The organism is Micromonospora sp. NPDC047467, assembly GCF_040643095.1.
Classification (GTDB): domain Bacteria; phylum Actinomycetota; class Actinomycetes; order Mycobacteriales; family Micromonosporaceae; genus Micromonospora.
The window spans coordinates 295529-320884 of sequence record NZ_JBEYTO010000001.1; the positions used below are offsets into that span (position 1 = coordinate 295529).

23 protein-coding genes are annotated in these 25356 nt (G+C 69.4%); 10 read left to right on the forward strand and 13 right to left on the reverse strand.

Going from position 1 to position 25356, the window contains the following annotated elements; translation table 11 throughout:
* Positions 1 to 152: 152 nt before the first annotated feature.
* The gene (locus ABZ780_RS01240) at positions 153 to 3092 is read left to right on the forward strand and encodes a M20/M25/M40 family metallo-hydrolase (protein ID WP_357482918.1); all 2940 of its coding nucleotides are present in this window, start codon (positions 153 to 155) and stop codon (positions 3090 to 3092) included.
* Between the two features lie 183 nt (positions 3093 to 3275).
* Here the strand turns inward: ABZ780_RS01240 and ABZ780_RS01245 are convergent, their stop codons facing one another.
* Positions 3276 to 3443, reverse strand: a complete 168-nt coding sequence (locus ABZ780_RS01245) for a hypothetical protein (RefSeq protein ID WP_357482921.1) — start codon at positions 3441 to 3443, stop codon at positions 3276 to 3278.
* 36 nt (positions 3444 to 3479) lie between these two features.
* A complete protein-coding gene (locus ABZ780_RS01250) occupies positions 3480 to 4343 on the reverse strand; it encodes a TIGR03620 family F420-dependent LLM class oxidoreductase (RefSeq protein WP_357482924.1) in 864 nt (287 codons plus the stop codon).
* A gap of 305 nt (positions 4344 to 4648) precedes the next feature.
* On the opposite strand from ABZ780_RS01250, the gene ABZ780_RS01255 reads away from it, so the two are divergent.
* A complete protein-coding gene (locus ABZ780_RS01255) occupies positions 4649 to 5311 on the forward strand; it encodes an MOSC domain-containing protein (RefSeq protein WP_356998946.1) in 663 nt (220 codons plus the stop codon).
* A gap of 27 nt (positions 5312 to 5338) precedes the next feature.
* On the opposite strand, the gene ABZ780_RS01260 is transcribed toward ABZ780_RS01255, so the two are convergent.
* Positions 5339 to 6004, reverse strand: a complete 666-nt coding sequence (locus ABZ780_RS01260) for a TetR/AcrR family transcriptional regulator (RefSeq protein WP_356998948.1) — start codon at positions 6002 to 6004, stop codon at positions 5339 to 5341.
* A gap of 93 nt (positions 6005 to 6097) precedes the next feature.
* Between ABZ780_RS01260 and ABZ780_RS01265 the strand changes: the two genes are divergently transcribed.
* The gene (locus tag ABZ780_RS01265) at positions 6098 to 6577 is read left to right on the forward strand and encodes a quercetin 2,3-dioxygenase (RefSeq protein ID WP_356998951.1); all 480 of its coding nucleotides are present in this window, start codon (positions 6098 to 6100) and stop codon (positions 6575 to 6577) included.
* Between the two features lie 119 nt (positions 6578 to 6696).
* On the opposite strand, the gene ABZ780_RS01270 is transcribed toward ABZ780_RS01265, so the two are convergent.
* Positions 6697 to 7524 carry an SAM-dependent methyltransferase gene (locus ABZ780_RS01270; protein WP_356998954.1) on the reverse strand — a complete coding sequence of 276 codons (828 nt, stop codon included), beginning with the start codon at positions 7522 to 7524 and terminating at the stop codon, positions 6697 to 6699.
* Positions 7525 to 7774: 250 nt separating this feature from the next.
* Between ABZ780_RS01270 and ABZ780_RS01275 the strand changes: the two genes are divergently transcribed.
* On the forward strand, positions 7775 to 8308 hold the full coding sequence (locus ABZ780_RS01275; RefSeq protein ID WP_356998957.1) for a SigE family RNA polymerase sigma factor: 534 nt from the start codon (positions 7775 to 7777) through the stop codon (positions 8306 to 8308).
* Positions 8295 to 9539 (forward strand): hypothetical protein, encoded by a 1245-nt coding sequence (locus ABZ780_RS01280; RefSeq protein WP_357482927.1) that lies wholly within the window; start codon positions 8295 to 8297, stop codon positions 9537 to 9539. The genes ABZ780_RS01275 and ABZ780_RS01280 overlap by 14 nt, the downstream gene beginning before the upstream one ends.
* 127 nt (positions 9540 to 9666) lie before the next feature.
* Here the strand turns inward: ABZ780_RS01280 and ABZ780_RS01285 are convergent, their stop codons facing one another.
* Entirely contained in the window at positions 9667 to 10587 is a 921-nt protein-coding gene (locus ABZ780_RS01285; RefSeq protein ID WP_357482930.1) for an RNA polymerase subunit sigma-70, read from the reverse strand.
* 137 nt (positions 10588 to 10724) lie between these two features.
* Here ABZ780_RS01285 and ABZ780_RS01290 point away from each other — a divergent pair, with 137 nt between their 5' ends.
* The gene (locus ABZ780_RS01290; RefSeq protein ID WP_357482933.1) at positions 10725 to 11432 is read left to right on the forward strand and encodes a DUF899 family protein; all 708 of its coding nucleotides are present in this window, start codon (positions 10725 to 10727) and stop codon (positions 11430 to 11432) included.
* A 65-nt stretch (positions 11433 to 11497) separates the two neighbouring features.
* Here the strand turns inward: ABZ780_RS01290 and ABZ780_RS01295 are convergent, their stop codons facing one another.
* Positions 11498 to 12592 carry a bifunctional NAD(P)H-dependent oxidoreductase/GNAT family N-acetyltransferase gene (locus ABZ780_RS01295; RefSeq protein WP_357482936.1) on the reverse strand — a complete coding sequence of 365 codons (1095 nt, stop codon included), beginning with the start codon at positions 12590 to 12592 and terminating at the stop codon, positions 11498 to 11500.
* 56 nt (positions 12593 to 12648) lie between these two features.
* On the opposite strand from ABZ780_RS01295, the gene ABZ780_RS01300 reads away from it, so the two are divergent.
* Positions 12649 to 13098 (forward strand): MarR family winged helix-turn-helix transcriptional regulator, encoded by a 450-nt coding sequence (locus tag ABZ780_RS01300; protein WP_357482938.1) that lies wholly within the window; start codon positions 12649 to 12651, stop codon positions 13096 to 13098.
* Between the two features lie 123 nt (positions 13099 to 13221).
* Here the strand turns inward: ABZ780_RS01300 and ABZ780_RS01305 are convergent, their stop codons facing one another.
* The 5 genes from ABZ780_RS01305 to ABZ780_RS01325 form a co-directional block, all read right to left on the reverse strand.
* Positions 13222 to 14025, reverse strand: coding sequence for an SGNH/GDSL hydrolase family protein (locus tag ABZ780_RS01305; protein WP_357482942.1), 804 nt, complete (start codon positions 14023 to 14025; stop codon positions 13222 to 13224).
* A gap of 198 nt (positions 14026 to 14223) precedes the next feature.
* Positions 14224 to 15117, reverse strand: a complete 894-nt coding sequence (locus tag ABZ780_RS01310) for a hypothetical protein (RefSeq protein ID WP_357482945.1) — start codon at positions 15115 to 15117, stop codon at positions 14224 to 14226.
* The gene (locus ABZ780_RS01315) at positions 15114 to 16196 is read right to left on the reverse strand and encodes a hypothetical protein (protein ID WP_357482948.1); all 1083 of its coding nucleotides are present in this window, start codon (positions 16194 to 16196) and stop codon (positions 15114 to 15116) included. Before ABZ780_RS01315 ends, ABZ780_RS01310 begins: the two co-directional genes overlap by 4 nt.
* Entirely contained in the window at positions 16193 to 16639 is a 447-nt protein-coding gene (locus ABZ780_RS01320; protein WP_357482951.1) for a DUF4188 domain-containing protein, read from the reverse strand. Before ABZ780_RS01320 ends, ABZ780_RS01315 begins: the two co-directional genes overlap by 4 nt.
* Positions 16636 to 18177: a phenylacetate--CoA ligase family protein gene (locus ABZ780_RS01325; RefSeq protein WP_357482953.1), complete on the reverse strand. Its 1542-nt coding sequence runs from the start codon at positions 18175 to 18177 to the stop codon at positions 16636 to 16638. The genes ABZ780_RS01320 and ABZ780_RS01325 overlap by 4 nt, the downstream gene beginning before the upstream one ends.
* Positions 18178 to 18363: 186 nt before the next feature.
* On the opposite strand from ABZ780_RS01325, the gene ABZ780_RS01330 reads away from it, so the two are divergent.
* Complete coding sequence (locus ABZ780_RS01330; RefSeq protein WP_357482956.1) at positions 18364 to 19074, forward strand: ThuA domain-containing protein; 711 nt, start codon at positions 18364 to 18366, stop codon at positions 19072 to 19074.
* Complete coding sequence (locus tag ABZ780_RS01335; RefSeq protein ID WP_357482959.1) at positions 19044 to 20156, forward strand: Gfo/Idh/MocA family oxidoreductase; 1113 nt, start codon at positions 19044 to 19046, stop codon at positions 20154 to 20156. Before ABZ780_RS01330 ends, ABZ780_RS01335 begins: the two co-directional genes overlap by 31 nt.
* 16 nt (positions 20157 to 20172) lie before the next feature.
* Here ABZ780_RS01335 and ABZ780_RS01340 read toward each other — a convergent pair whose 3' ends face one another.
* Positions 20173 to 20991: a DUF2470 domain-containing protein gene (locus ABZ780_RS01340; protein ID WP_357484054.1), complete on the reverse strand. Its 819-nt coding sequence runs from the start codon at positions 20989 to 20991 to the stop codon at positions 20173 to 20175.
* Between the two features lie 160 nt (positions 20992 to 21151).
* Complete coding sequence (locus tag ABZ780_RS01345) at positions 21152 to 21448, reverse strand: DUF1540 domain-containing protein (RefSeq protein ID WP_356998992.1); 297 nt, start codon at positions 21446 to 21448, stop codon at positions 21152 to 21154.
* A 675-nt stretch (positions 21449 to 22123) separates the two neighbouring features.
* Here ABZ780_RS01345 and ABZ780_RS01350 point away from each other — a divergent pair.
* The gene (locus ABZ780_RS01350) at positions 22124 to 25276 is read left to right on the forward strand and encodes a BTAD domain-containing putative transcriptional regulator (protein WP_356998994.1); all 3153 of its coding nucleotides are present in this window, start codon (positions 22124 to 22126) and stop codon (positions 25274 to 25276) included.
* Positions 25277 to 25356 lie beyond the last annotated feature (80 nt).

The window sequence follows — 25356 nt, forward strand, 5'->3', positions numbered from 1 at the left end:
GTCCGTGGGGGCGGGCTACCGGCTGCGGCCGAGCTGACGGCACCGGCCGATCCTCAGATGATCCTCAAGAAATCCCCAGCTAGCGACCGCTGGCGGCTCGGCTGGTGTGTGCTGCTCTCACTACTGTGACATCCCCCTGTTCTGGAGCTTATATGAGAGACAGACGGAAGTCGATCTTCTCCGTCATGCTCGCCGCGACCCTCGTGGCGACCGTTGCCCCACCGTCCAAGGCCTCCGCGACCAGCCTCGGCGAGGAGCGCTTCCAGCCGAGCGTCACCTACGACCTGTCGGTGACCGACGCCGAGCGCGACGCGATCCACGCGGAGGTCGAGGCGCTGGCTGGACGCGTCAACAGCGCGCGGGCGGGAGACGGCACCTACAACCCGCTCACTCTGGTCGGGGCGATGCTGGACGGGTCGAACTACGACTCCATCTCCCGGGGCGGCACGGCCGCGACGGCGTACCCCTTCCCCGTCAGCAACACCCCAGCCAACCAGAACGAGTACGACCGCAAGGTCGCCAAGCTCGCCTGGGTGGTCAAGCTGGCCACCGACCTGGGTTTCCCGGTGGTCGTCCAACGCCAGCCCGACAAGTACGTCTACGCCGAGATCGGTGACCCGGACGCCCCGGAAATGATCATGGCGTTGAGCCACCTCGACTCGCCGACGTCTTCCGTTTCGGCAGCCCAGCTGGCGCGCTGGCGGGACGCCGATGGCAACCTCGGCACTCCTGGCGCCTACCACTCGCCCTATCTCCAGGACGGCTGGGTCTACGGCGCGGGCATCCAGGACGACAGCGGCCCGACGCTGGCGACGCTGCTCGCGGCCAAGGCGCTGCTCGAAGCGGGGTTGCCCCTCGACCGTCGCATCCGCATCGTCATGGGAATCTACGAAGACGGCGGTCCCGGTACGCCCACGGCGGCGAACACCGCAGCCTTCCAGTCCATCCCGTACAACGCGAACCCGAGCTTCTACGACAACTGGGCCTACAAGAACCTCAACCGGGAGGAGATGCCAATTGCGGCGTACACCTCCGACTCGCGGTTCCCGGTCATCGTCGGCAACTCCGGCTCGGTGACCCCGGCCGTGTCGATGAGCTTGGCGGCGGACAGCACCAAGGCCTTCCGGCTGACGGCTGCCACGGCCGGCGTCACCCTGCGCGAAGGCGACCCGACGCTCAAGGACATCGCCTACGGCAGCACCACGCAGATCGCCTCGCGGGCCATCTTCACCCTCGACGTGACGGGCGCCAGCTCCGCCGAGCGCAACCGGTTCGTGTCCGCGATCACCGCTGCCGCGACCACGAAGGGTTGGCTCCCGGACGCTCCCCGCACCACGCCCAAGGTGCAGACCACGATCACCGGCGACTCGCTCACGCTGGAGATCAACACGGACGTGGCGATGGAGATGCCGACCCCGCAGTACGGCAAGAACGCCGTCGTGTGGGGCATGTTCCTCCTCTCCAAGGGGCTCGGTGAGTTGGGGAGCACGACCGCCGACCTGCAGTTGAAGAAGGCCGCCGACGGCATCGCCGACCTGTTCTTCCGCGGCGGGGTCGAGGGCGAGGCCTACATCGGCAAGTACATGGGCATCCCGGCGAACCTGTTGCGCAACCCGAACAACGGCACGCCGAACCTGACCCTCGCCCTCATGGCCAACATCAACTCGGAGACCCCGACGAGCTTCTACACGGAGGCCACCGGCAACCTCAGCATGCCGATGTACGTGCGCAGCATGCACCTCAACGCGGCTGACTCCGGCCAGGCGACCGCGGCGATCACGGAAGCCTTCCAGGGCAAGGGGTTCACCATCGGCAACCTCGGGTCGCCCATCGGCGCCGGGTTGTACGTCACCCACGACAACCCGCTGACGGCTCTGCAGTACAAGAGCTACCAGGCCACGATCGACCACAGCCCGCAGGAGTTCGCGGACCCGCACTCCCTGCGGGACGTGGTCTACCCGCAGGGCACCACCGGTGGCACCCTGGCCAGCAACTTCCGCAACAAGATGACCGCCTTCGGCGCCGTCATCCCGGGCAACGAGCGTTGGTGGCACACCGCCAACGAGCGGATGAAGGTCGACTCGGCGGTCCAGATGACCAAGATGATGGCCGACGGCATGCTGGAGATGGCCCGCTACACCGGGCCGGCCGGCGCCAAGTTCATGTGGGCGGACATGCCGGGGCTGAACGCCGACCGGGCGGACCTCGACCTGCTCGATGTCACCATCGGCACCTACAAGGACGCGTCGGGCGCCGTCGGCGCGAACCAGTTGGGCAACCGGGCCCTGCTCGGCGCCACCTCGTTCAACATCCCGATGTGGAACGGGCGCGGCAACTCGGCCCCGACGGCTGCGGCGTTCGCGCTGGGCCACGAGCCGGGAGGGGTCTACCTGCCCCTGACCGACCCGGAGTTCCAGAGCAGCACGTACGTGGCGCCGATGCGTCTGGAGTTCAAGGTCGAGCGCCCGGCACACATGTCGGACGCGGCGTGGGCGAAGTTCATCGCCGGCGGCTACGGCGATTTCCGGTTCAACATTCTCGCCGGCGGCCGGGTCGTGCCGCTGGCCGTTCCCGCGGGGCAGAGTGCGGACAAGTACTTCTCGTCGCGCATCTCGGCCAACAACCCCAACGCCATCTACCTGTCGGTCAACCTCGCGATCACCGACGCGCCGTACACCGGTGTGCAGGCCAAGCTCGCGGACTCCAAGACGGACCTGTACAAGGTCAACCCGACGTACCTGGCGTCGAACCCGGATCCGTTCCCGGGTCGCGGGGCCACCGAGCAGCGGGGCTTCTTCCAGTTCGGTGACGGGCAGAAGAACGCCGAGTTCTCGTCGCCCGACGCGGTCTACGTGACAGTGGCCAACGCGGTCACCGATGCGAAGCCGTCGGCGGTGGTGAAGAAGTTGAAGGGCAACACGAACGAGTTGACCATCACGGTGAAGCAGACCCGTATCGACGGCAGCGAGTCTGCTGTGACGCGTACGTTCACCATCAACAACAACGCTGCTGGCACTTACACCGTCGGCGACTACAAGGTGTACGTCGACACCAAGGGCAACACCCAGGTGCGGTCGATCTCCATCGTGTGACGCTGAAGTTCAGCGCGCGCACGAGAGGGCACGCGCGGTGGCAGGACGCCTCGACGCGGGGTCAGCGCCACCGTAGGTGCCCTGCACATTGACAACGGAGTGGAACCATTGCCATCGGCAATGGTTCCACTCCGTTATGCGAGGATGTCAGATCGTGTAGAGAATCGTCATGTCGTTGAGGGCTCAGTACACCGGCGCCTCGGTGCCGTACCACACAGCCTGCTGGATCTTGCGGTCCGCCCGCAGTTGCACGTCCTTGCCGACCTGCGCGTAGAGCGTGCCGGTCGACGTGTTGTAGTGGTCGGCGATCCGGGAGTCCAGCTTGGTGTTGGCCTCACCCTTGCGTGGCAAGGGACCGCAACATCGCCTGGCGGGACTTCACCCGTGTCAGATCAGGACTGCGGCGAGAGCGCGGAACGCGTCGGCGGGGAATGCTGTGGCGTCGCCGCCATTGAGTACCTGGACCGCTACCTCGTCGGCGCCGGCCTGGTAGTGCTTGTCCAGCCCGGCAGCGACCTCTTCGGCTGTGCCCCAGGGAATCAGGGCGTCGACGAGCCGGTCGCTGCCGCCTTCGGCGAAGTCCTCGTCGGTCCAGCCGAACCGCCGCAGGTTGTTGGTGTAGTTCGGTAGGGCGAGGTATCCGCTCGTGTATTGCCGGGCCGTGGCGCGCGCCGCGGTGGCGTCTGCTTCGAGGACCACCGCGACCTCGGGAGCGAGCAGCCGGTCAGGCCCGATTGCCGCCCGAGCCTCGGCGGTGTGCTCGGCAGGGACGAAGTACGGGTGCGCCCCGGCTGAACGGTCGCGGGAGAGCTCAAGCATCCGTGGGCCGAGTGCGGCCAGGATCCGCCGCTCGGCAGGGAGCCCGGCCGCGTCGAGACCGTCGAGGTACTCCACCATCCTCGAATACGGCTTGCGGTAGGTGGTGCCGCTGCCTTCCACCACCACGGCGTGGCTGGCGCCGAGACCGAGCAGGAACCGGCCGGGATGGGCCTGCTCCGCGTCCTGCGCGAACGCCGCCACCTCAGGGGGCGACGAGTGCCAGATGCTCACGATCCCTGACGCGACCCCGATGCGCTTGGTCCCGTCCAGGATCTCCCGGAAGCGTGGGGCGATGTTCTCCCCGAAACCGCCCGAGAACCAGAGCCGCGAATAGCCGAGCTCCTCCAACTCCGTCGCGGCGTCGATGGCAGCGCCCCGACTCGCGCTACCAAGGAAGAACGGTTGCCATACGCTGACGAGTCGCTGTGCCATACCGGAACACTACGCACCAGTTCCGGTGAGAGCCCACCGCCGCACCGGTGCCGTCCTGGCTCGCAGAGATCCGCAGCGAGAGCGCGGTCCGGCGGACGCGCTCGCAGCTCCCCGGCGAAGCCGAGCATGCCCCACCCTGGACCGCCTGCGTCCGTACGGGCGTCAAAGCCGTCTCGACTATGGAGGCGGCGGCGCAGCCTGGCCCGACAGTCGGTCATCGGTGAAGCCGCGTAGGTCTGGACGGCACCGGCAAATGGCGGGAAATTGCTCGGCGTGCGGTGGCCAGGGCAGTTAGGTTGCCGGACGTGAGCAGAATCGTCTCGGTCAACCTGGCGGTGCCGGAGCCCAACCCGGCCAAGGGCGTTGGTGTCACGGGTATCAACAAGCGACCGGTTGATCATCCGGTCGCCGTACGTGCGCCGGGGCCCAAGACGACGGGACTGCACAGCGGCCTGGTTGGTGACCAGATCTTCGACGTCGAGCATCACGGCGGCGACGACCAGGCCGTTTACGCGTACGCGCTGGAGGACTACGGCTGGTGGCAGGTGCGGTTGGGTCGGCGGCTGTCCAACGGGCTCTTCGGCGAGAACCTGACGACCGAGGGCGTAGACGTCAACGGCGCGGTCATTGGCGAGCGGTGGCGCGTCGGTGCGCGGTTGGTCCTCCAGCCGACCTTCGGTCGCATTCCGTGCGTCACGTTCCAGCACAAGATGGGCGAGCCGGGCTGGGTGAAGTCCTTCGCCCAGGCGAACCGCCCGGGCGCCTACTTGCGGGTGTTGGAGCCGGGCGAGGTGCGGGTAGGCGATCCGGTGACTGTGGAGGACCGTCCGGCGCACGGGGTGTCGATCGCGAAGGCGTTTCGCGCGTACCTGACCGAGCCGGAACTGCTGCCTGAGTTGGTCGACGTCGACGGGCTGCCCGACGATCTGCGCGAGACCCTCGCGGAACGGCTTCCCCGGCGGCGGTAGCTCGTGACAGCCCTTGCCAGCGAAGGGCTACCGGCTACCGGTGAGCAGGGCGTCGCGCATCCGGCGAGCCAGCCAGTCCCGGAAGGCCTCCTCGGTCCAGCCACAGCGCAGCACGAACGCACCGTAGTGGGCCGGGTCGTTGTAGAACCACAGCTGGTCGATCGCCAGCTCCGTGTCGGGGCCGGGTCGCCACGGGGCGTCGAGGGTAGCGATGTGTTCGACCACCATCCGTGCCCCCGCCCGCCGATTGCGCAGAAGCGTCTCCCAGATCTCGGCCAGTTCCGCCGTCTCGTCGGCGGCGCGCCGCACGACCTCGAAGATGTGGGATGCCCGGCTGCCGATCAACGTGCAGACGCCGGCATAGCCGTCGAGGACTCCGCCCGGACTCGTCGCTTCCCAGACCGGACGGAACCAGGGGCGCTGGGCGATCGGCACGGGTTCGTCGTCACCGGCCAACGCCTCGTCCAGAACCTGCCGCAGCAGGGCGGGCTTGGAGCCGAACGCGGCGAACACCGTGGGGCGGGCCACCCCGGCGGCGGTGGCCACGTCGGCAAGCGACGTCGCGCCGTACCCGTGGGCGGTGAAGAGGTCGGTGGCCGCTCGCACCACTGCCTGGCGGGTGCGGCGGGCGCTCTCCGCCCGCACGGGTGAGCGGTACGGGCGGGCCTGCTTCTCGCCCTTGACTTCTTCCATGGCTGGGCAATACTAGCAACATATTCACCGTACCGGCGTAATATCGAATAGCTGACGGCTACTGAATGTGATGTCCACCATGGAGGAGGCGCCATGACGGCCCACCCGTACCTACTTCGTCAGGACGACGGCCAGGCCTACTGGTTCCTCGGCAACCTGGTGACCCTCAAAGCCACCGGAGCCGACACCAACGGCAAGCTGACGGTTGCCGAATTCGTCAACCCTCCCGGCTTCGCCCCACCCCTGCACCGGCACCAGGTGGAGGACGAGATGTTCTACGTCATCTCGGGTACCGCCCGGTTTCTCTGCGGTGGCGAGGAGTTGGAGGCAGGGCCGGGCGACTTCGTCCTGCTGCCGGTCGGAGTGCCGCACAGCTTCGTGGTTGGCGCGGACGAGCCCTTGCGGGCTCTCCAGATCACCACTCCGGCGGGGTTCGAAGGGTTCGCCGCCGAGGCCGGTTGCCCCGCGCCGCAACGGCGGCTTCCCGATCCGGCACCCATCGACCCGGCCGCCCTGGGTCACGCAGCCGCCCGGCACGGCATCGAACTGCTCGGCCCGCCGCCGCGCGCCTGATCGTCAGGGGACTCTGAGGGGGTCGCCCAAGCCCATCGCGGTCGGCTGTCCGCCAAGGGCCGGGGCCTCCGGCTAGACGCCGCTCGCGCCGCATCGACAGGCCCCGCCGTGAAACGGGCCTACGGCTTGTGAGCGAGGAGCCCGACGAAGGTGTGGTAGGTGTCGGTCTGGTTCGGAGCGGGCGTACCCGGCTCCGGACGCCACTCGGCCAGCGGCACCAGCCCCGGCTCCAGCAGCGTCAACCCGTCGACGAAGGTGAGGATCTCCTCGTCCGTACGCCACCGTCCGGTGCCCAGCGACTCGTTGAAGACCCGCTCGACCTCGCGGGCCTTGCGGGAGCCCTCCGGGTCTCGCTCACCCGGGTCACGGAAGTGCGAGATCGCCACGTAACTGCCGGAGGGCAGCGCGTCGATCAACGCCCCCGCCACCGCTCGCGGGTCCTCGTCGTCACCGAGGTGGTGCAGGATCGCGAAGAGCAACAGGCCGATCGGCCGGTCGAAATCGAGGAATCGGCGTACGTCTGGATGGTTGAGGATCTCGTGCGGTGCCCGGATGTCCGCCTGGATCACCGTCGCGGTGCCCTCCCTGGCGAGCAGGGCCCGCCCGTGGGTAAGGACGATCGGGTCATTGTCCACATACACCACTTGGGCCGTCGGGTTGTGCTCGGTGGCGACCTCGTGCACGTTGCCCTGGGTGGGCAGGCCCGATCCGATGTCGAGGAACTGGTCGATGCCGGCCTCGGTGACAAGGTGGCGGATCACTCGACGCAGAAAGGCGCGGTTCGCCTGGCCGGCTGCCGGCCCGTCCGGTGTGATCCGCAGAGCGTGTTCGGCGACCTTTCGGTCGACCTCGAAGTTGTCCTTGCCGCCGAGGAAGAAGTCGTAGACCCGGGCCACGCTGGGAATGTTGGGGTCGATGCCGGGGGGTGCCGCCTTGTCGCGGGTCACAGGCGTCTCCATTCGATTCGGGACAGCACCCGCTGACGTCTGCGTGCGGTGCCGGGGTTGCGGCGAGTGTAGCGATCGGAAGGGCTGAATTTCGCCCCCGGCTGGTACCGCTCCCACCGGAGGTCTGCCGCACGTCTCACAGCCCAGGCCACCCCTCACGGATGGTAGTCGCACAACTATTTTTCCGGGCGGTGCAACTTCCCGGACGGGTGGCTCCGTTCTACCTCCGTCACAGGGGGAGGCAACAGACGTGAAAGCCGACGACGAGCAGGCATTCCGCGAGTTCGTGACGTCAGAGATGACGTCGCTGCGCAAGCTGGCGTACGTGACCTGCGGCGACTGGCACACGGCAGAGGACGCCGTGGCCAACGCGCTCATCAAGCTCTACCCGCGCTGGCGGAAGCTGGAACGGCCCGATCTCTACGTCAAGACCATGGTCTACCGGGCCGCGATCGACGAGACCCGCCGGCCCTGGCGGCGCGAGCGGTCGGCCGGCAACGCCATGCCGGAGGTCACAGGCGGGGACCCGGTCAGTGCGGCCGACGAGCGGATGCGCCTGCGGGCGGCGCTCGACGCCGTGCCGGCGCGGCAGCGGGCCGCGGTCGTGCTCCGGCACTACCTGGGTCTGAGCCTGGAGGACACGGCCGGCGTCCTCAACTGCACGGTGGGCACGGCCAAGAGTCAGGTCTCCCGCGGCCTGGCGAAGCTGCGCGAGTCACTGGCCGGCGAACGCATCAATCTGAACGGCACGTCGATGGAGGAGTGGACAAATGCAGTTGCATGACCTGGTGGATGCCGTGACGGGCGACGAGCCGCCGATGGCCCGTACCGCCGACGACATCATCACGGCAGGCCGGCGGGCCGAGCGGCGTCGTCGGGCCGGCTTCGCGTCGGCCGGCGCGGCCGGCCTCGTCGCGGTCGCGGTCGCCGGCGCGTTCCTGCTGCCGACCCTGGCCGCCGAGCAGAGCACCCCGGCCGCGCCGGCCCCGGCCGGCGCGGCGACGTCCGAGGTCGACGCGGCCGAGTGGTCCGACGCCGCGCCGTTCACCTTCACCTTCAAGGGGTACGACGCGGGCACGCTGCACGTGCAGGACCCGATCGTGGTGTCCACCGCGTACCAGATCGCCTCCGTCTACTCCGACGGCCACACCTCGAACGACAAGCCCGTCACCAAAGAGGAGGCCGATGCTCAGGGCGACACCATCGAGCAGAAGAAGAAGGCCAGCGGGGGGAAGCCAAGCCTGTGGGCGTACCTGACCGTCTACCGACCGGGCGCCTTCGACCCCGCCGGGATCAAGGACGGCAGGAACGTCACAGTGGCCGGGCGCAAGGCCGTGCAGGCGACACTGCCGGTCGGCCTCGATCCGCGGAACGAGTTGGACCCGGGCAACAAGCTGTTCGCCTGGGAGTACGCCGACAACGCCTGGGCGGCCGTCACGTCGGTGTCCAGCGACGACGCCACCCCGAGCTTCGAGACCCTGGGCGGCCTGGTCGAGGGCCTGAAGCCCAGCCAGCCGACGCCGGCCCTGGTGCCGTTCACGGTGGGCTACGTGCCGCAGGGCTACAAGCCCCTGCAGATCGGCACGCACGCCATGCCCGGGCTCAGCGGCATCGCCGCGGCCCGCGCCGGTGATTACGGCGGCGCGACGTACACCAAGCCCGCGGCACCCACCTCGGGCCTGACCGGGCCGTACGACGCGGTCGAGGGCGCCATCAAGGACGGGTTCCACATCTTCGTCACGCCGAGCACCAGCTCGAACCAGTCGCCGGAGCCCGGCACGACAAGGTGTTACAACGCCTCCGACCGGCCTGGCGGCGACGGCAGCGGTCCCGAAGCCGGTGGCTTCTGCAACGTCTGGAGCGCCGACGGGAAGGTCGTCGTCCAGGTCAGCACCGGTGGCCTCGGCAACGGACTGTCGCAGTCCGAGCTGGAGAAGATCGCCAAGGGAATCACTGTCGTCGACGTCAATGACGAGTCGACCTGGACCCCTGCCGCGCAGGCCCTCCAGCCGTAACAACAAGCACCGGACACCACGGGCGGCTCTCTACCGTCGCTCGGCTCCGGGACGCGCACCATGGTCACGGGCAACTGCCGGCGGTTCCGGCAGTTGCCCGTGACCGTCTGCGGAGGCGACAACTTGTCTAGGGCTCGAGTGTGGCGGGCATGCTGAAGGCGGCGACGTGACGGGCACCGATGAAGGCGTTGCTCTCCACGATCTTCCCGTTCTCGATCCGGAGTACGTCGACGACCAACGCCTCGTAGTGCGGGCTGCCGGGCCGGCGGAGATAGTTGATTAATGCCGGGCGCCCGTTGGCCGAGGTGGGGAACGTACGCCAGTCGAGCGGTCGGCCGAGGAACTCCGCGGCCGCGTCGATCCCGACGACCGGCGGCTCGGGCGGCATCGTGATCCGTACGTCCTCGGCGAGCAGTGCCCGGATCGTCTCCGGGTCCTTCGCGTTGGCGTAGCGGCGCAGGATCTCTTCGTCCTCACAGGTGAGCTGCGGGCGGCGCCAGTCCTTCGGGTCCGACGGCGCTTGCCGTCGGAGGGTGTGGCGGGCCCGCTGGAGGAGGCTGTTGACGGCCGCTACGGCGGTGTCGAGCGCGGCGGCGATCTCCTGCGGCGTCCAGCCGTGGACGTCGCGCAGCACGAAGGCCGCCCGCTGCCGCGGCGGCAGGTACATGAGCGCTGCGATCACGGCCAGCTCGACGGTTTCCCGGGCGGCGAGACCGGTCTGCGGATCGTCGGCCAGCAGGGCGTCGGGATAGGGGCCGAGCTCGGTGGACCACTCCAGCGGGTCACCGTACGGTACCGTCCGGTGACCGGCCGCCTTGCGGCTGTCGAGGAAGACGTTTGTGGCGATCCGGTAGAACCAGGTGCGCGCCGACGCGCGACCCTCGAAGCGGTCGCGAGCCCGCCAGGCGCGCAGGAAGGTCTCCTGCACCAGGTCGTCCGCGTCGGTGACGTTCCCGGCGAGGCGGTAGCAGTGCACGTGTAGCTCACGCCGGTGCTCGTCGAAGGCGCGCTGCAGCCAGACCGCCTGCTCGTCAGGCGAGTCGGACATGTGATCTCCCCGGGGCTGACTGGTCCTCACAACCGTACTGACGACCGCGGACCCCATCCGTCATCGGACACCGATGACGATCGCCGACTCGGTCGTCTGTACCTGTGACCGATCCCCACTCCACGAAGGAGATAGCCATGACGGCAACCCCCGTGTCCAGCGCCGCCGCGCCCCCGGTCGTCGACCGGGAGACCTGGCTGCGTGAGCGCGACGAACTGCTGGTCCGGGAGAAGGCCCATACACGCGAAGGAGACGCGATCGCCGCCGCTCGTCGTCAGCTGCCGATGACCTTGATGCCGACGGTGACGGTGCGGGGCCCTGGCGGGGACACCCCGCTGGTGGAGGTGTTCGAGGGCCGCCGGATGCTCATCGCCTACTTCCACATGTGGCACGACGGCAAACCGTACGAGCATCAGTGTGAGGGGTGCACCTTCTCGACCTGTCACATGCAGATGCTGGACTACCTGCACGCTCGGGACGTCACCTACGCCGTGTTCTGCCAGGGTCCCTACGACGAAAGTGCCCCATTCGCGGAGTTCATGGGCTACAGGTTCCCCTGGTATTCGGCGAAAGACTCCGACCCGGCTCTGGCCGACGGTCGCGACTTCGGGTTCATCGCGTGCTACCTGCGCGACGGCGACGAGGTCTACGAGACCTACTGGACCACCGGGCGGGGCGTGGAGGCGTTGATGACCACCTACCACGCCCTGGACCTCACGGTGTACGGCCGGCAAGAGAACTGGGAAAACTCGCCCGAAGGCTGGCCGCAGGTCACCGGGCACCCGTGGCGTCTCAACGGCCGCCCCACCGCGCAATGGTCACGCCCCGGCGTCGCCCCGCGATGATGTCCTGATGATCGAGGTGATCATGCTCAGGTCGGCCGCGGTGTCAGCCTGCTGCTGCGTCGTGCTCACCTGACAGAGGTGACCGGTTGCCGCTGTTTGGTGAGGCGGACGGCGTCGTGCGGGGTGCCTTCATCGGGGGTGAGGGCATAGCCAGCGCGTTCGTACAGCCTGATGTTGCGGTTGCTGCGGCGGCCGGTGAACAGTTCGTAGTGCTCGGCCTTCTGGGGGGCCTGCTGCTCGACGTGCGTCAGGAGCCAGGTGCCGATGCCGTTGCCGGCCTGGTCGGGAGCGACCATGAGGCGACCGATCAGCCATGCGCGCTCATGCGCCCGTGCACGCACCGCTGCCACGAGGCGTCCGTGCCGCCGTACGCACCACAGTTGCCAGGTCGGCATCGATTCGCGCAGTTCGTCAAGCGTCTCCCGCAGCGGCGCCAGGTCGAGGGTGTCGTTCGCGAGGGCCTCCTGCACCCAGCAGCACCGCTGGAGCACGAGCAGTTCGGCCAGGTCGTCGGGCTGGGCCGTGGTCAGCCTCAGCCCGTCGACCGGCCCGGTGACCTCACTCTCGGGTTCGGTACGCAGGGACCGCATCGCTGAGGCCACCCGGGTCAGCTCAAGCAGCATTCTGCGGGCGGTCTCGTCGAGTCCTGCGGATTGCAGCACCTGCCCGTTGCGTGTGCTTTCGGCGATGCGCAGAGCGACGGTGGCGCCGATGGGCATCATCTTCAAGGTGGTGACGACCTGCTTGGCCATCTGCACGGAGCGGGTGCCGGCCGAGGTGTTGCCGTAGCTGACGAACGCTACCGGCTTCCACGCCCACTCGTGGTAGAGGAAATCGAAGGCGTTCTTCAACGCCGCCGGCATTGCGTAGTTGTATTCCGGTGTCACCACGACGAACGCGTCAGCGGCGGCAACCCGTCGGCTCCACGCCCGGGTGTGCTCGTGTTCGTACACGCCGCTGGAGGGGTGCTCGGGCTCGTCGAGCAGCGGCAGCCCGATGTCGGCCAGGTCCGCGACGTCGACAGTGCCCCCGCCGGCGGTGGCCGCGGGAAGGGTTGCCTGGACGAACCAGTCGGCGATTGCTGGCCCCAGCCGTCCGGGGCGGGTGCTCGCGACGATGACCAGCACGTGCAGGGGTGGGGTCGACGCATTCGATGACATGTCACAGAAGCTAGTCGAGTTTTCGATGACGTGTCAACGAGTAGTACTGTGGCCAGGTGGACATCCGCTGGCTCAGTAAGGACGAGGAACACGCGTGGCGCTCCTTCCGGCGACTGCTGACAGCGCTGCCGGCGCGGCTCAGCCGGGACCTGGCCCGCGACTCAGGGCTGTCGCCGGCCGACTACGAGGTGCTGAGCACGCTCTCGGAAAAGCCGAACCGGCGGTGGGCGCTCAAGGACCTCGCCGCCAAGATGGAGTGGTCGCGCAGCCGGCTGTCCCATCACGCGGCCCGCATGCAGGCGCGAGGGCTGATCGACAAGGAGCCCGACCCGCAGGACGCCCGGGGCTGCATCCTGCACCTGACCGATGACGGCTTCACGGTGCTGGAGGAGGCCGCCCCGCACCACCTTCGTTCCGTACGAGCGCGCTTCCTCGATCATCTGAGCCCGGACGAACTCGCGGTGCTGCGCAAACTGTCGACCCGGATCGCCGACCTGCCGGACTGATGACCGGAATCACCGGGCAGCCGGCGGCGCGGTGCCGGGCTCGTCGCCATCCGGTCGGGCCTGTGGGAGCGGTGCATCGACCGCACCCACAGGCTCCGCCGGATCGGGCCAGGGCCCCCGGCGTCAGCCCGCGACCGACCGGAAGACCGGGTAGTAGCCGCCGGACTGGCCGGCCGCGGTCGGGTGGTAGGAGATGCCGATGTTCGCGAAATTCAAGGCGTGCAACCACTTCTCGCCGTAGCTGCACAGCTGGTGCCCGACGAACTTCGACCGTACGTCGGCGAAGGTGAAGCCGGCGGCCAGGGCGGCGCTTCGGGTGATGTCATCCACCAGATTGATGCCCTCGTTGATCTTCGCGCGGGAGGTGGCGCTGAGCCCGACACACGTCGTGCCGAGCTGGTAGAAGACCGGGTAGCCGACGACCACCACCCGGGCCGAGGGCGCCCGGGTGCGGATTCCGTTGTAGACGGCGCGGAGCAGGTTGGCGAGGTCGGCCCGGGCCTTGTCCTGGGCGGCCTGCACGGCGGCCACGCAGTCGGTGGTCCCGTAGAGCACGCAGGTGGTCATGATGTTGGCGAAGCCGACATCGTTGCCGCCGACAGTGACGCTGACCAGTGTGGTGGTGGCACTGAGCGCGCTGAGCTGCGTGTTGATCACACTAGTGGTGGTGGCTCCGGAGCAGGCAACCGAGCGGTACGACGCGGGTCGAACGTTGGTGGCGTACAGCGCCGGGTAGGCGTTGGTGCTGCGCTGACAGGAACCGCTTTCGGCGGTGTAGCTACCGGCACCCACCCCTGAGGAGTAGGAGTCGCCGAGAGCGACGTAATGGTCGGCGGGAGCAGCCTGGGCAGGCGCTGCCAGGGTGAGGGTGGCACCCAGGGCCGCGGCCAGGCTCAGGGCGAGGGTTGCCAGACGGGATCTCCACACGTCGCGCTCCGGTGGTTAGGAGGATCGGTGTGAAATAGATACCACTAAATATTGACGCAGGAAAGATTCCTGCGGGCCCAGCCGCTGCTGATCGGCCTACAGCGCTTGCCGCCGGGCTCGCGCCTCGCGCGGGAAGACGCCCGCATGCCACGCCGTTTCACGGCGTCCCAGCGCCAAGGCCGGCGTTCGGACGGCCCGTCAGCGACGGGCCGAGCGGACCGGCTCGGTGCGGGGGCGACCGACGCGAAACACCGTGAGGGGTGTGCCGCCCACCCGCTCGGCGAGCCGCGCGGCCGTCGCCGGGCAGTCGATGAGCTGGCTGAGCGGATGGACCGCCAGGCCGTGCCGGGCGAGAGTCAGCCACGTACGCAGAAGGCGCCTGCCTGCGGCGATGCGGTCGTCGCCGTCGGCGAGCAGGACCAGGATGCTGCCGTTGTAGCGCAACAGGCCGCGACCGCTGGCGGCCAGCAGGGCCGGAAGGCCCAGCCGGCGGGCGACGGGGTACGCGCGAAGCGCTGTGGACAGAGCCCACGCTTCGGACCGGGACAGGGCGAGTGCCCGGTCCGTGAGTCCGTCGAGGTGATACCGAGGGTGGCGTGGGCTGAGGCGCAGCCAGTCACGCAACTCGACCGCGACGGCTGGCGTGCCGAACATCCAGCGGTCGGCGACCGCCAGATCCGGTGCGAGATCCCGGGTCGCAACGTGCGCGATGCAGGGCTCCAGCTCCGCGATGACATCGGCGTCGACGTACCCGGGCTCGTAGGGACCACGGGCGACCCGGCGGGCCTCGACGTCGGCGATCGTGAACGGAGTCCGGTAGCGGTTCGCCGCGGGGATCAGTTGCGGGCCGGGAGCCGCGGTGACGGAGAGACCGAGTTCGGCGGAGACGATGAGGCAGGTCTCCACGAATGCGCCGATACCGAGGGCCAGATCGCGGCCGGTCGGGTCGGAGTCGGGCAGGCTGCGGGCCGCGTCGACATCGATGACGATCCTGTCGGCGTGGTATTCCGGTCGCCACGGCTGCGTGTTGTGCGCGCTCGGTGCCCGGTTGCAGATCGCCGCGTTGGCCCGCAACTGCTCCACCCAGCTCACGCCGTCGCCCTCTCGTAGAAGGTGTACCCGTGCAGGGGCCGTCCGCCGGCGCGCCGGTACTGGGCTGCGGAGGCGTCGTTCGTCCGCTCGACGAAGGTGCTGCGCAAGGTGCGGTACCGGTTGCTGGCGAGGTTGCGATGCAGTTCCCGGGACAGCAGCGTCAGGTACCCCTTGCCCTGCTCGTCGGGCACGGTGCCCTTGATGATGAGGACGGCGTCGCGCCGGTACCGGTCGCGGGTGGCGAGGAGGCGGAGCTGGTTGATGACGCCGAGCCGACCGCCGATGCTCATGAGGTACTCGGAGATGTCCGGCACTGTGACGACGAACGCGACGGGTCGGCCGGCCTTCTCCAGCCAGAGCAGAAGCGCCTCGTCGAGCAGGAACGCGAGGCCGTCCGTCTGCTCCGCCAGCTGCTCGGCGGAGATGGTGGTGTAGTAGCCGAGCTGGGCGAAGCTCACGTTGAGCATCTGCCGCAGGATCGGCAGCTGGCGGCGCAGGCGCCATCGGGAGCCGTGCCGGATGACGAGCTGTTCGGCGGCGATCCGGGCGTCGTCGAAGGCAAAACCGTGGTCGGGGTCGGCGGCTCCCGCGCCGTCGAGGTCCACAAGCCAGGTGTCCGCCTCGAAGCGACGGTGGAAGCCGTGCCGCTCGTACATCGTCGGGTAGTAGGCGGGGTTCCACGCGGAGTCCACGAAGCCGCGGTCGGCGAAGCCGGAGGTGATCACCCCGCCGGTCTGGTTGGGCAGCAGGGCCACCGGTCCGAAGAGCGGTCGGCCGTCGGCCCTGGCCTCGACGCCGTCCAGGATGGCCGCGAAAACGTCGTCGTCATCGACGAACTCGGTGTGCCCGAACAACTGTCGAGGGCCCACCTTGGCGTCGAAGGCCGCACTGCGGTGCATGCTGGTGCGTCCCACGACGGCGCCGTGTCGATCGCGGACCAGGAACAGTTCCGCGCTGCGGCGGTGGGTCGCGATCACCGATGACAGCAGAGGCACGTACCTGTCGGTCGGGTGGAGCCGGAGCGGGAAGTCGACGAACGCCCGCAGGTCTGCCCGCGACCGCACAGGAACCAGTCTCATCCGCGATGCACCGCCGGGCCGGACGTCTCGGTGGACAGGGGAGTGAAGGTCGGGATGTGTGCCATGCCGTCGGACTCGGCGCGCCAGACGCCGTTGCTGTAGCCCTGGGGCTCGGCGTTGTACAGGCGGATGTAGCCGCCTGTCGCGTTGGTCGTGCCGTGATCGGTCACCCAGCACATGAGGTCGCGGTGGTGACGGCTGCGGGCGAACTTCAGCAGCGCGTCGCGGTCGCTGAAGAAGGCGATGGTGCCGAGAGTGAAGGGGAACTGGTAATACACGGTGTGCCACCGGTATCCGTCCATCCGCTTCATCTGCCGAACCATCTTGAACCACACCCGGGTGAGCGTGAGGATCGAGCGCGGCCCCCGGTAGCGGGTGGCGCCGACGAACATCGCTGTCGCCTGGCCCACCGGAGGCGCGGCCGAGAAGTCGCTGGTCCTCACACCGTCACGCCCTTCACCAGGTACACGTTCTTGATTTTGGAGGCGGCGTCGGCGAACGGCCCGGTGCCGAACTCGTGGACCTCCACCCGCAGGTCGGCGGCGGACGGATCCTCGGCGAGGGATTCGGCAAAATCGCGGCTGACCTGGGCGAGGTGACGCAGGACCCCCGCGCGGCAGGTGTCCACGAGGCTTCGCCGCTCGTCGGAGCCGAGTGTCAGGTGCTCGCGAAGTTGCAGGTGGATGACCGGCCGAGTCTCCAGGTCGGCCTGCTCGGTCAACTCCAGGCAGAAGCTCTCCAGCAGGTGCGCCTGCGAATTGCCTGTGTAGAGGCCGTACTCGACGTCCTGCGGGTAGATGTTGGCGCCCATGTAGGAGATCGTGCTGTCCTTGCGGCCGTACAGGAACAGCAGCGGCAACCGCATCCGGTCGACCTGCCAGGCGCGCTCCGCGTCGGCCCGCGCCTCGGGGTCGACGATGGCGGCCACAACCTCCGGGTACGACACCAGCCGGCCCTCGTCGCCGATGTTGTAGCGGACCCGCGGATTGAGCACCGCCGTCGAGTTGATCGTGCAGAGGACCTCCTGATCCGGGGTGGTCTCCAGGTACGTCTCCAGCGGGTTGTACTGGAAGACCATCGGCAGCCGATGCTCGCCGGCCCCCAGCAGGGCGGTCCGCAGCGCGACGTCGGTACGCAGACGCCGGCGGACCCAGACGCTGAAGTCGGTCTCACCGGCGATGCCGATGGTGAGGTCGCTGGCCCCGTAGCCGGAACGCACCTTGACGAACCGCTCCTGGAGATAGTCGCGCAGCGCCTCGGTCATCCCCTCACCGCCGACCAGGCCACTGATGCGGTACTCGGCCCACGGGAAGTCCTCGGCGTCGAGCTTGTCGCGCAGATGCTTGAGGAACGGGGGGTACGCGGTGACGATGTAGTCGAAGCCGGGCCCGAAGTACCGCAGGGTATCGACGATCTTCTGCAGGTCCGGTCCGGTGTTCTTCACCATGGCGATCGTGGACATGGCGATGCCGGTGTTGGTCCCGGTGGCCCAGGCACCCATCGAGTACGCGTTGATGACGAACCGCCGCTTCGACGGAAACACCATTGTGGCGTAGCCGGCCAGGTTCTTGTGGACCGAGCGCAACTCCCGGCGGCTGCGGATCCAGTTGAACGGCTGACCGGACGAGCCCGACGACTCGTCGACCACACTGCCAGCGATCTCGATCTCACCGTGCCAGCAGCGCTGCGCCTCCGGGTACGCCTGCACGTAGGACCGCTTGTCGGTGGGCGGGTACGACGACAGGTCGAACCACCGGAACCGCCACTGGTTGCGGCGGAGGTAGTCGCCGTACGCGGGCACGTCGATAGCGGCGAACTGACAGGTCATCCAGGCGTGCAGTCGGGCGAAGCGACCCATGTACGGACGATACTGACGTGCGGTGAGCCGCCACATCGCCGGATGGATCCGGTACAGCGTGTAGAGCCAGGTCAGTGCGAAGCTCGCGAAGCGCAACGTCCACCGGCGCAGGAATGTCACCACGCGCCGAGGCTATTGGACCTTCGGGTCGGGCGCCTGATGCCGGATACTCGGCTGTCCTGAGTATCCGGACCCAGCCGCCGGGTGGGTCCGCCGCTGCGACAGCTGAAGCGTACTCCGCGTCCATGGTCCGGGGCGGCAACCACGAGTACGGTTTCGGTTCTCGACAGGCACGGGGAGGGAGCGAGGGTGGCGCAGCAGAGAGCGTTGGTGGTCCGGGGCGGCTGGGAGGGGCACCGGCCGGTCGAGGCGACGGAGTTGTTCATCCCCTTCCTCGAACGTAGTGGCTATGCCGTACGGGTCGAGGAGTCGACGGAGATCTACGCCGATGCCGCCGAAATGGCCGCCACCGACCTCGTCGTGCAGTGCGTGACGATGTCGCAGATCACCGCGGAGCAGTCGGCGGGCCTCAGCGCGGCGGTCATCGCCGGTACGGGGTTCACCGGCTGGCACGGCGGAATCGTGGACTCGTTCCGCGCGTCATCTGAGTACCTGCATCTGGTGGGCGGCCAGTTTGCGACCCATCCGGGTCGGGAGCCGTGCGAGCGTCGCGGCGGCGAGGAGGACAACTTCCTGCCGCACACGGTGCACATCACCGATCTCGGCCGGGAGCATCCGATCACCGCCGGAATCGAGGACTTCGACCTGGTCACCGAGCAGTACTGGGTGCTGCACGACGACCTGATCGACGTCCTGGCTGTCACCACCCACCCGACGCAGGAATGGCATCCGTGGCACCGGCCGGTCACCTCGCCGGCGATCTGGACCCGACTCTGGGGTGCCGGGCGCGTCGTCGTGACCACCCCGGGGCACAGCCTCGACGTGCTGGAGCACGCAGGCGTCCGTACCGTCATCGAGAGGGGGATGATGTGGGCGACCCGCACCGCGTCGGCGTCGTAGGTCTCGGGGTCATCTCCCGCGCGTACCTGGACACACTGGCGAACCACCCGGCGGTGAGCATCGCCGCGCTGGCCGACCTCGACGCTGCCCGGTCGGCCGCCGCGGCGGCCACCATCCCCGGCGCTGAGGCGTTGACCGTCGAGGGTCTGCTCGCCCGCCCGGACGTGCAGACGGTGCTCAACCTGACGATCCCCGCGGCGCACGCCGAGATCTCGCTCGGCGCGATCGACGCGGGCAAGAACGTGTACGTCGAGAAGCCGCTCGCCGTGACGTTCGAGGACGGCCGTTCGATCATCGAACGCGCCGCGGCGGCCGGTGTGCGTGTCGGGTGCGCGCCGGACACCGTCCTGGGCACCGGCACCCAGACGGCGCGGGCGGCGATCGACGGCGGGCTCATCGGCCGCCCGTTGTCCGCGTCGGCCGTCATGGTCACGCCAGGGCACGAGCGCTGGCACCCCCACCCCGACTTCTACTACGCCCCGGGCGGCGGCCCGTTGCTGGACATGGGGCCGTACTACATCTCGGCGCTCATCCACCTGCTCGGGCCGGTTCGCGCGGTGGGCGGAGCCGCCAGCCGTCTGCGCGCCGAGCGCGTCATCGGCTCGGGCCCGCGTCTCGGCCAGCGGATTCCGGTTGAGGTGGACACCCACGTGACAGGCGTGCTCGAGCACGTCAACGGCGCTCTCTCCACCATCACCATGAGCTTCGACGGGGTCGCGACGACGGCCGCACCGATCGAGGTGCACGGGGAGACCGGCACGCTCGCCGTACCCGATCCGAACGACTTCGACGGTCAGGTTCGCCTCTGCGCGCTCGGCGGCACCGAATGGCGCATTCTCGAACCGCGGGCCGGTTACGCCGAGGGTTCCCGAGGCATCGGTCTGATCGACCTTGTCCGGGCCGACGGTCAGCGTCCGCCGCGCGCCGGCGGCGACGTCGCGCTGCACGTACTCGAAACGATGACCACCCTGCTCCAGTCGGCAGCCGAAGGCCGGCGGATCGAGCTGACGACGGTGGTGGAGCGACCGGCACCAGTTCCGCTCACTCCGGTCGCGGACTGGAAGGTGTACGACGCCGCGTAGGCGAAACTGTTCAGGCTCAGTTGCCCGCGCCCCTGACCTCGCTGACGCTGCCGCCGATCATGGTCCTGAACTGGGGCGTACCGGCCGATCCGTGCGGTGCGGGCGTGGCGAGCAGCATCCGCAGCCCTTCGGCGAGGCCGGCGCTCCTGGTGACCCGCTGGGCGAACGTCAGCCGGACGTCGGTGTGCCGGTCCGGCGCCTCGGCGCGGAGCACGATGCCGTTGGCGTCGACGGCGACCGGTACGACTCGCGTCGACCCGGCGGTCAACGCGGGGTCGAGCAGTGCGGCGAGCTGGTCGAGGAGATCACCGTGCTGGTCGGTGAGGTGTTGCAGGTGTACGGCCTCGTCGGCGGCGAGCGGGTCCGGCCGCGCGCCCCGATAGGCGCTGACGCTCAGCGCGGTGTCGCCGATGTCGCGGGTGAGGCCGACCTCGACCGGTTCGACAGCCCACAGCGCGACGGGAGGCAGATCGAGCAGGGACATGACGGTGTCGCAGTCACACGAGTCCAGGACGCCGGAGTCGAACCGGCGCGCGGTGCCCAGCATCCAGACTCTGGCCCGCACGCGGGAGCGTACGGCGACCGGGACGAGTTGCGTCACGTCGAGCCGCGCCGCGCCCTGCCGCCCGCGTGCCGCGACCAGCAGGCCGCCGGTCCGGCTCATCGCGTCGACGGCGAGGATCACCGTGCCGTCGGGCAGGACGGCGTGCGATTCGATGAGGTCGGCGCAGGCGTCGCCAAGTCGGAGCCGCAGGGACGACGCAGCGGCCAGGGTCGATCGTGCCGTCACGGCGGCCTGATCAGCCGCTGCGGCAGCGTGCGCGGGATCCGCCAGCTCCGTTGGTCGCACGGCTGGGTGGAACACCATGTCAGTCCCCTTGGCCCGTAGTGAAGGTGAATCGGCCTCGGATCGTGACAATAGTAGGTAAGGCTAACCTTTGCCAAGGCGGTGCCGTGCCGTGGGTGTGACGTCACGTCGGCACGCGCCAGTGGCGTCAGGCCGGCTGGTAGGTGAGGCAGTCGCTGGCGGTGGCGCCCGGGCCGACGGTGATGGACTCGGCCGTGCAGGCGAGGTTGGCGTTGTAGGTGCACTCGGAGCGCGCACACGCGCCCACCGCGCCGGTCACCTCCGGGATGCCGCCCTGGATCGAGGACTCCACGAACGTGGCGCAGGACGCGGCGTCGCCCGTCGAGGCCACGGTGATCGCCGGAGCGTGGCAGCCCTTTGCGTTGAAACTGCACGCGGTGGCGGCACATTCACGCACGGGGGGCGACTGGAGCAGAGTTTTCATGATGTTCTCCCAAGCCAAACCGTAGGGGCCGGCGCGGTAAAGGAAGCCGGCGTGCTCATATGTCAGTCCGTATATTTGCCACTCAGGTGGAAGGCAAACCCGCCACCGATCGGGACCTTGAAGACATCACGCTAACAGCGCGACGTGTCCCGCACGACGTTTTCATCGTTCCTTCGCGGTCGCGCCGGAGGCAAGTCGGAATTTGTTAGGTAAGTCTTGCCTTACCTGTTCGGAGGCTTTGTGTGCGCCTGGCGGCCCTGATTTCAGCATCACGGAAAGGAGAGGGGGTTCGGCAATTACCGCAATTGCTCAACAGCGCTTTCAGCTTTCGGCGCTACTTCACGAACGTGGGAAGGTGCCGGGTGGCGGTCAAATAGATCCCGCCTTCGCGGTACGGCCGCACAGGCGCCAGGTAATGCGGCCGGTCGGACCGTCGTCATGGCCCGGCCAAGCCCTCGCCGGATCGAGACCGTTCAGCGTGGTACGCGTGCGCCAGGGCACGACCCGAACGTCCGAGGCGTACGCCCGCCGGAGTCCGCGACGATGAAGGCTCAAGTGCTCAGTTGCCGCCGGCGTAGCGAGCGACAGCCTGGACGGCGGGTCGCGCTGTCGGTCCGGCCCGATCGCTGCCCTACTCTGCATTGGACATGTTGGGACCATCGTTGTGGTGATGGCATGCAGTTCCGGCTGCTAGGTCCGCCGGAGATCCTCCGGGGCGGGCGAGTGGTGCCCCTCGGAGGACCGAAGCAACAGGCGCTGCTGGCCCTGCTCCTGCTGCGACCCAACCGGTTCGTGGCCGCCGACTGGCTGGTCGAGGCGCTGTGGGACGGACGGCCGCCGGCCAGCGCCCAGATGACGCTGCGCACGTACGTGGCCGGGTTGCGTCGGGTCGTGGAGCCCGAGCGGTCCCATCGCGAGCCGGCACGAATCCTGCGCAGCCACCCGAGAGGGTACGAGCTGCGGGTGGACGCCGAGGCCATCGACGCGGTCCGGTTCGGCAGCCTCGTGGACCAGGCGGCGGATGCGTTCGCGGCCGGGGAGCTGGCGGCCGCCGAGGATTGCTACGCCGAGGCGTTGGCGTTGTGGCGGGGTGAGCCGCTGGCGGGCGTCGCCGAGCTGGCCGCGGTGCGCCCGGAGGTGACTCGGCTGGCTGAGCTGCGGTTGAGCGCCGAGGAGGGGCGTTTGACCGCCGCCGTCGTGGCCGGCCGGCACGCGACGCAACTGGCGGAACTGCGCCGGTTCGTGTCGGCGAACCCGCTGCGCGAGAGGGCTCGGGCGCAGTTGATGGTGGCGCTGTACCAGTCCGGCCGGCAGACCGAGGCGCTGGCGGCCTTCGACGAGGGGCGCCGGATCCTGGCCAGCGAGTACGGGCTCGACCCCGGGGAGCAGATCCGGGCGGTGCACCGGCTGATCCTGGAACAGGCCGAACCGGCGGAGTCCGACGGTCCGGCGACGGTCGGTCCGGACGTCGTACGGGTGGCCGAGACCCTGCCGCTCCGCGTCGAGTCCCTACCGAGCTCAGTCGCGGTGGTCCCGAACGAGCCCGGAGCCGAGGGCGCGGACCCGCTGGTGGGTCGTGGCGCGGAGCTGGAGCGCCTACGGGAATCGCTCGACGCGGCCACCCGGCACGGCGGGCGGGTGCTGGCTCTGGTGGGGGAGGCCGGCATCGGCAAGACCAGCCTGGCCGCGGCACTCGGCGCGCAGGCCGCCGCGAACGGCGTCCCCGTGGTCTGGGGCCGCTGTCCCGATGTCGGGCAGGCGCCACCGTTCTGGCTGTGGAGCCAGGTGGTACGCGCGCTCGTGGCGATGCCGGAGGCCAGCGCCACGGGTTCGGCGAGCCGGCTGGGCGGGTTCGCCGCGGGGTCGCTGCCGGCCCCGGCGGACGGTGGCGGGTTCGACCCCACGGCGCGGTTCCAGGTGTACGAGGCGGTGTCGGAACTGGTGCACGCGGTGGCCCGGCGGCGCGGCCTGCTGGTCGTGGTGGACGACCTGCACGCCGCCGACCCGGACTCGCTGCTGTTGCTGCGGTTCCTCTCCGCCGATCTGTCGGCGGCCCGGGCGCTGGTGGTGGCCACCCTTCGGCCGTACGACCACGATCCGGCCCTGGTGGCGACCGTCGCCGAGCTGGCTCGCGGTCGGGGGTTCGGCCAACTTCGGCTCGCCGGGCTGGACGCGTCCTCGGTCGCCGACCTCGTCCGGGACCGGACCGGGGTGGCACCGCCGGAGCCCGTCGTGGCGCGACTCGTCACCCGTACCGGCGGGAATCCGTTCTTCATCACCGAGCTGCTCCGATCCCGGACCGACCCGGCAGCCGCCGCGGAGCTGCCGCCGAGCATCCGCGACACCGTACGGCTGGGGCTCGGTGGGTTGCCCGAACCCGCCCGACGCTGCCTCGACCTGCTCAGCGTGGCCGGACACGACCTGGACCTTCAGGTGATGGCGGCGGCGCTGGACACCACGGCCCCGGCGGTGGCCGAAGGGCTGACCCCGGCCTACACGGCGGCACTGGTGACCGAGGCCGGACCGGGCGCGGTCACCTTCCGCCATCCGCTCATCGCCGAGGTCACCTACGCCGAGCTGGTCCCGCCGCGCCGGGCCGCTCTGCATGCCCGGCTGGCCGTGGTCTACGAGCGGGCGGCGGACGTCGCACCGGCCGAGTTGGCCCACCACTACGGTCAGGCGATCGGGCTCGGCCACGGTGAGGACCACCTGCGGTGGTCGCTGCTCGCCGCCGACGACGCGACCCGGCGGGTCGCCTACGAGGACGCGCTCGGTCACCTCGAACGCGCCGCGCACCGGCTGGCCCCGACCGCGCAGGGCTCGCCCGACGTGGCGTCGACCGAACTGGCCGTCCAGTTGCACCGCGCGTCGCTGTTGCAGATGACGGTCGGTGTCGGCAGCGACGCGGTCGACCAGATCTGCGCCCGCGCCCGGGAGCTGCTGACACTGGTGGGGCCGGACGCCGACATCCGGCACGCGCTCTGGGCACTGGGCGAACTGGCCGCCAACCGGGCCGAGTTCGCGTTCTGCACCGACCTGGCGGAGCGGCTGGTGCGGGCCGAGGACGACGGCAGCCGGCTGATCGCCGTGGCCGGCGAGTACCTGCTCGGTGCGGTCGGCTACTTCACCGGCCGGCTGGCCGACGGCGAGCGCCGGCTCACCGTCGCGATCGACCGGCTGCGAACGGTCGATCGGGTGCTGCTGCGCCGAGAGATTGGTCGGCGTCCGGTTCTCGGCTGCCACAACTTCCGGGCGTTGGTCCGCTCGGTACGCGGCAACCCCTCCGGCGCCTGGGCGGACATCGCCGATGCCGAGGCCCTTGCCGAGGAACTCGACGACCCGTACGGCCGGGCGAACGCGGCACTCTACGCCGCCTGGCTGGCGATGCAGGAACACGACGTCGCCGCAGCCGACGTCGCGGGGCGGCGGTGCCAGGACATCGGCCGGGCCACCGGCCTGCCGCACCTGATGGCGACCGGCGCGTTCTTCGCCGAGTGGGCTGCCGCGCGGGGCGGTGAGCACGGCCGGCTCGAAGCGATGCGCGCCGCCGGTGAGGAGATCTACCGTCCAGGACTGCGGTCCACCCGGACCATCACGCTCTGCGCGATGGCCGAGGCGTACCTGACTGCCGGTCAACCGGAGACCGCGGCGACGCTGGCCGAGGAGGCGCTGGCCGTGGCCGACCGGGTGGGGGAGCGGGTGTTCGTCGCTGAACTGCACCGCATCCGCGGCGTCGCGCGCCGCGACCGCACGGAGTGGGACGTCGGGGCCCAGATCGCCGCCGAACAGGGCGCCGGGCTGTTGCTGCCCCGGTTCGCCGGTTTCTGACCGGCGTGGAGGCCCGCCTCCACGCCGTCTCCACAACTTTTCCACGCCGAGCTGGTGCCCTGGTTGGCGTCGGGGAGGAC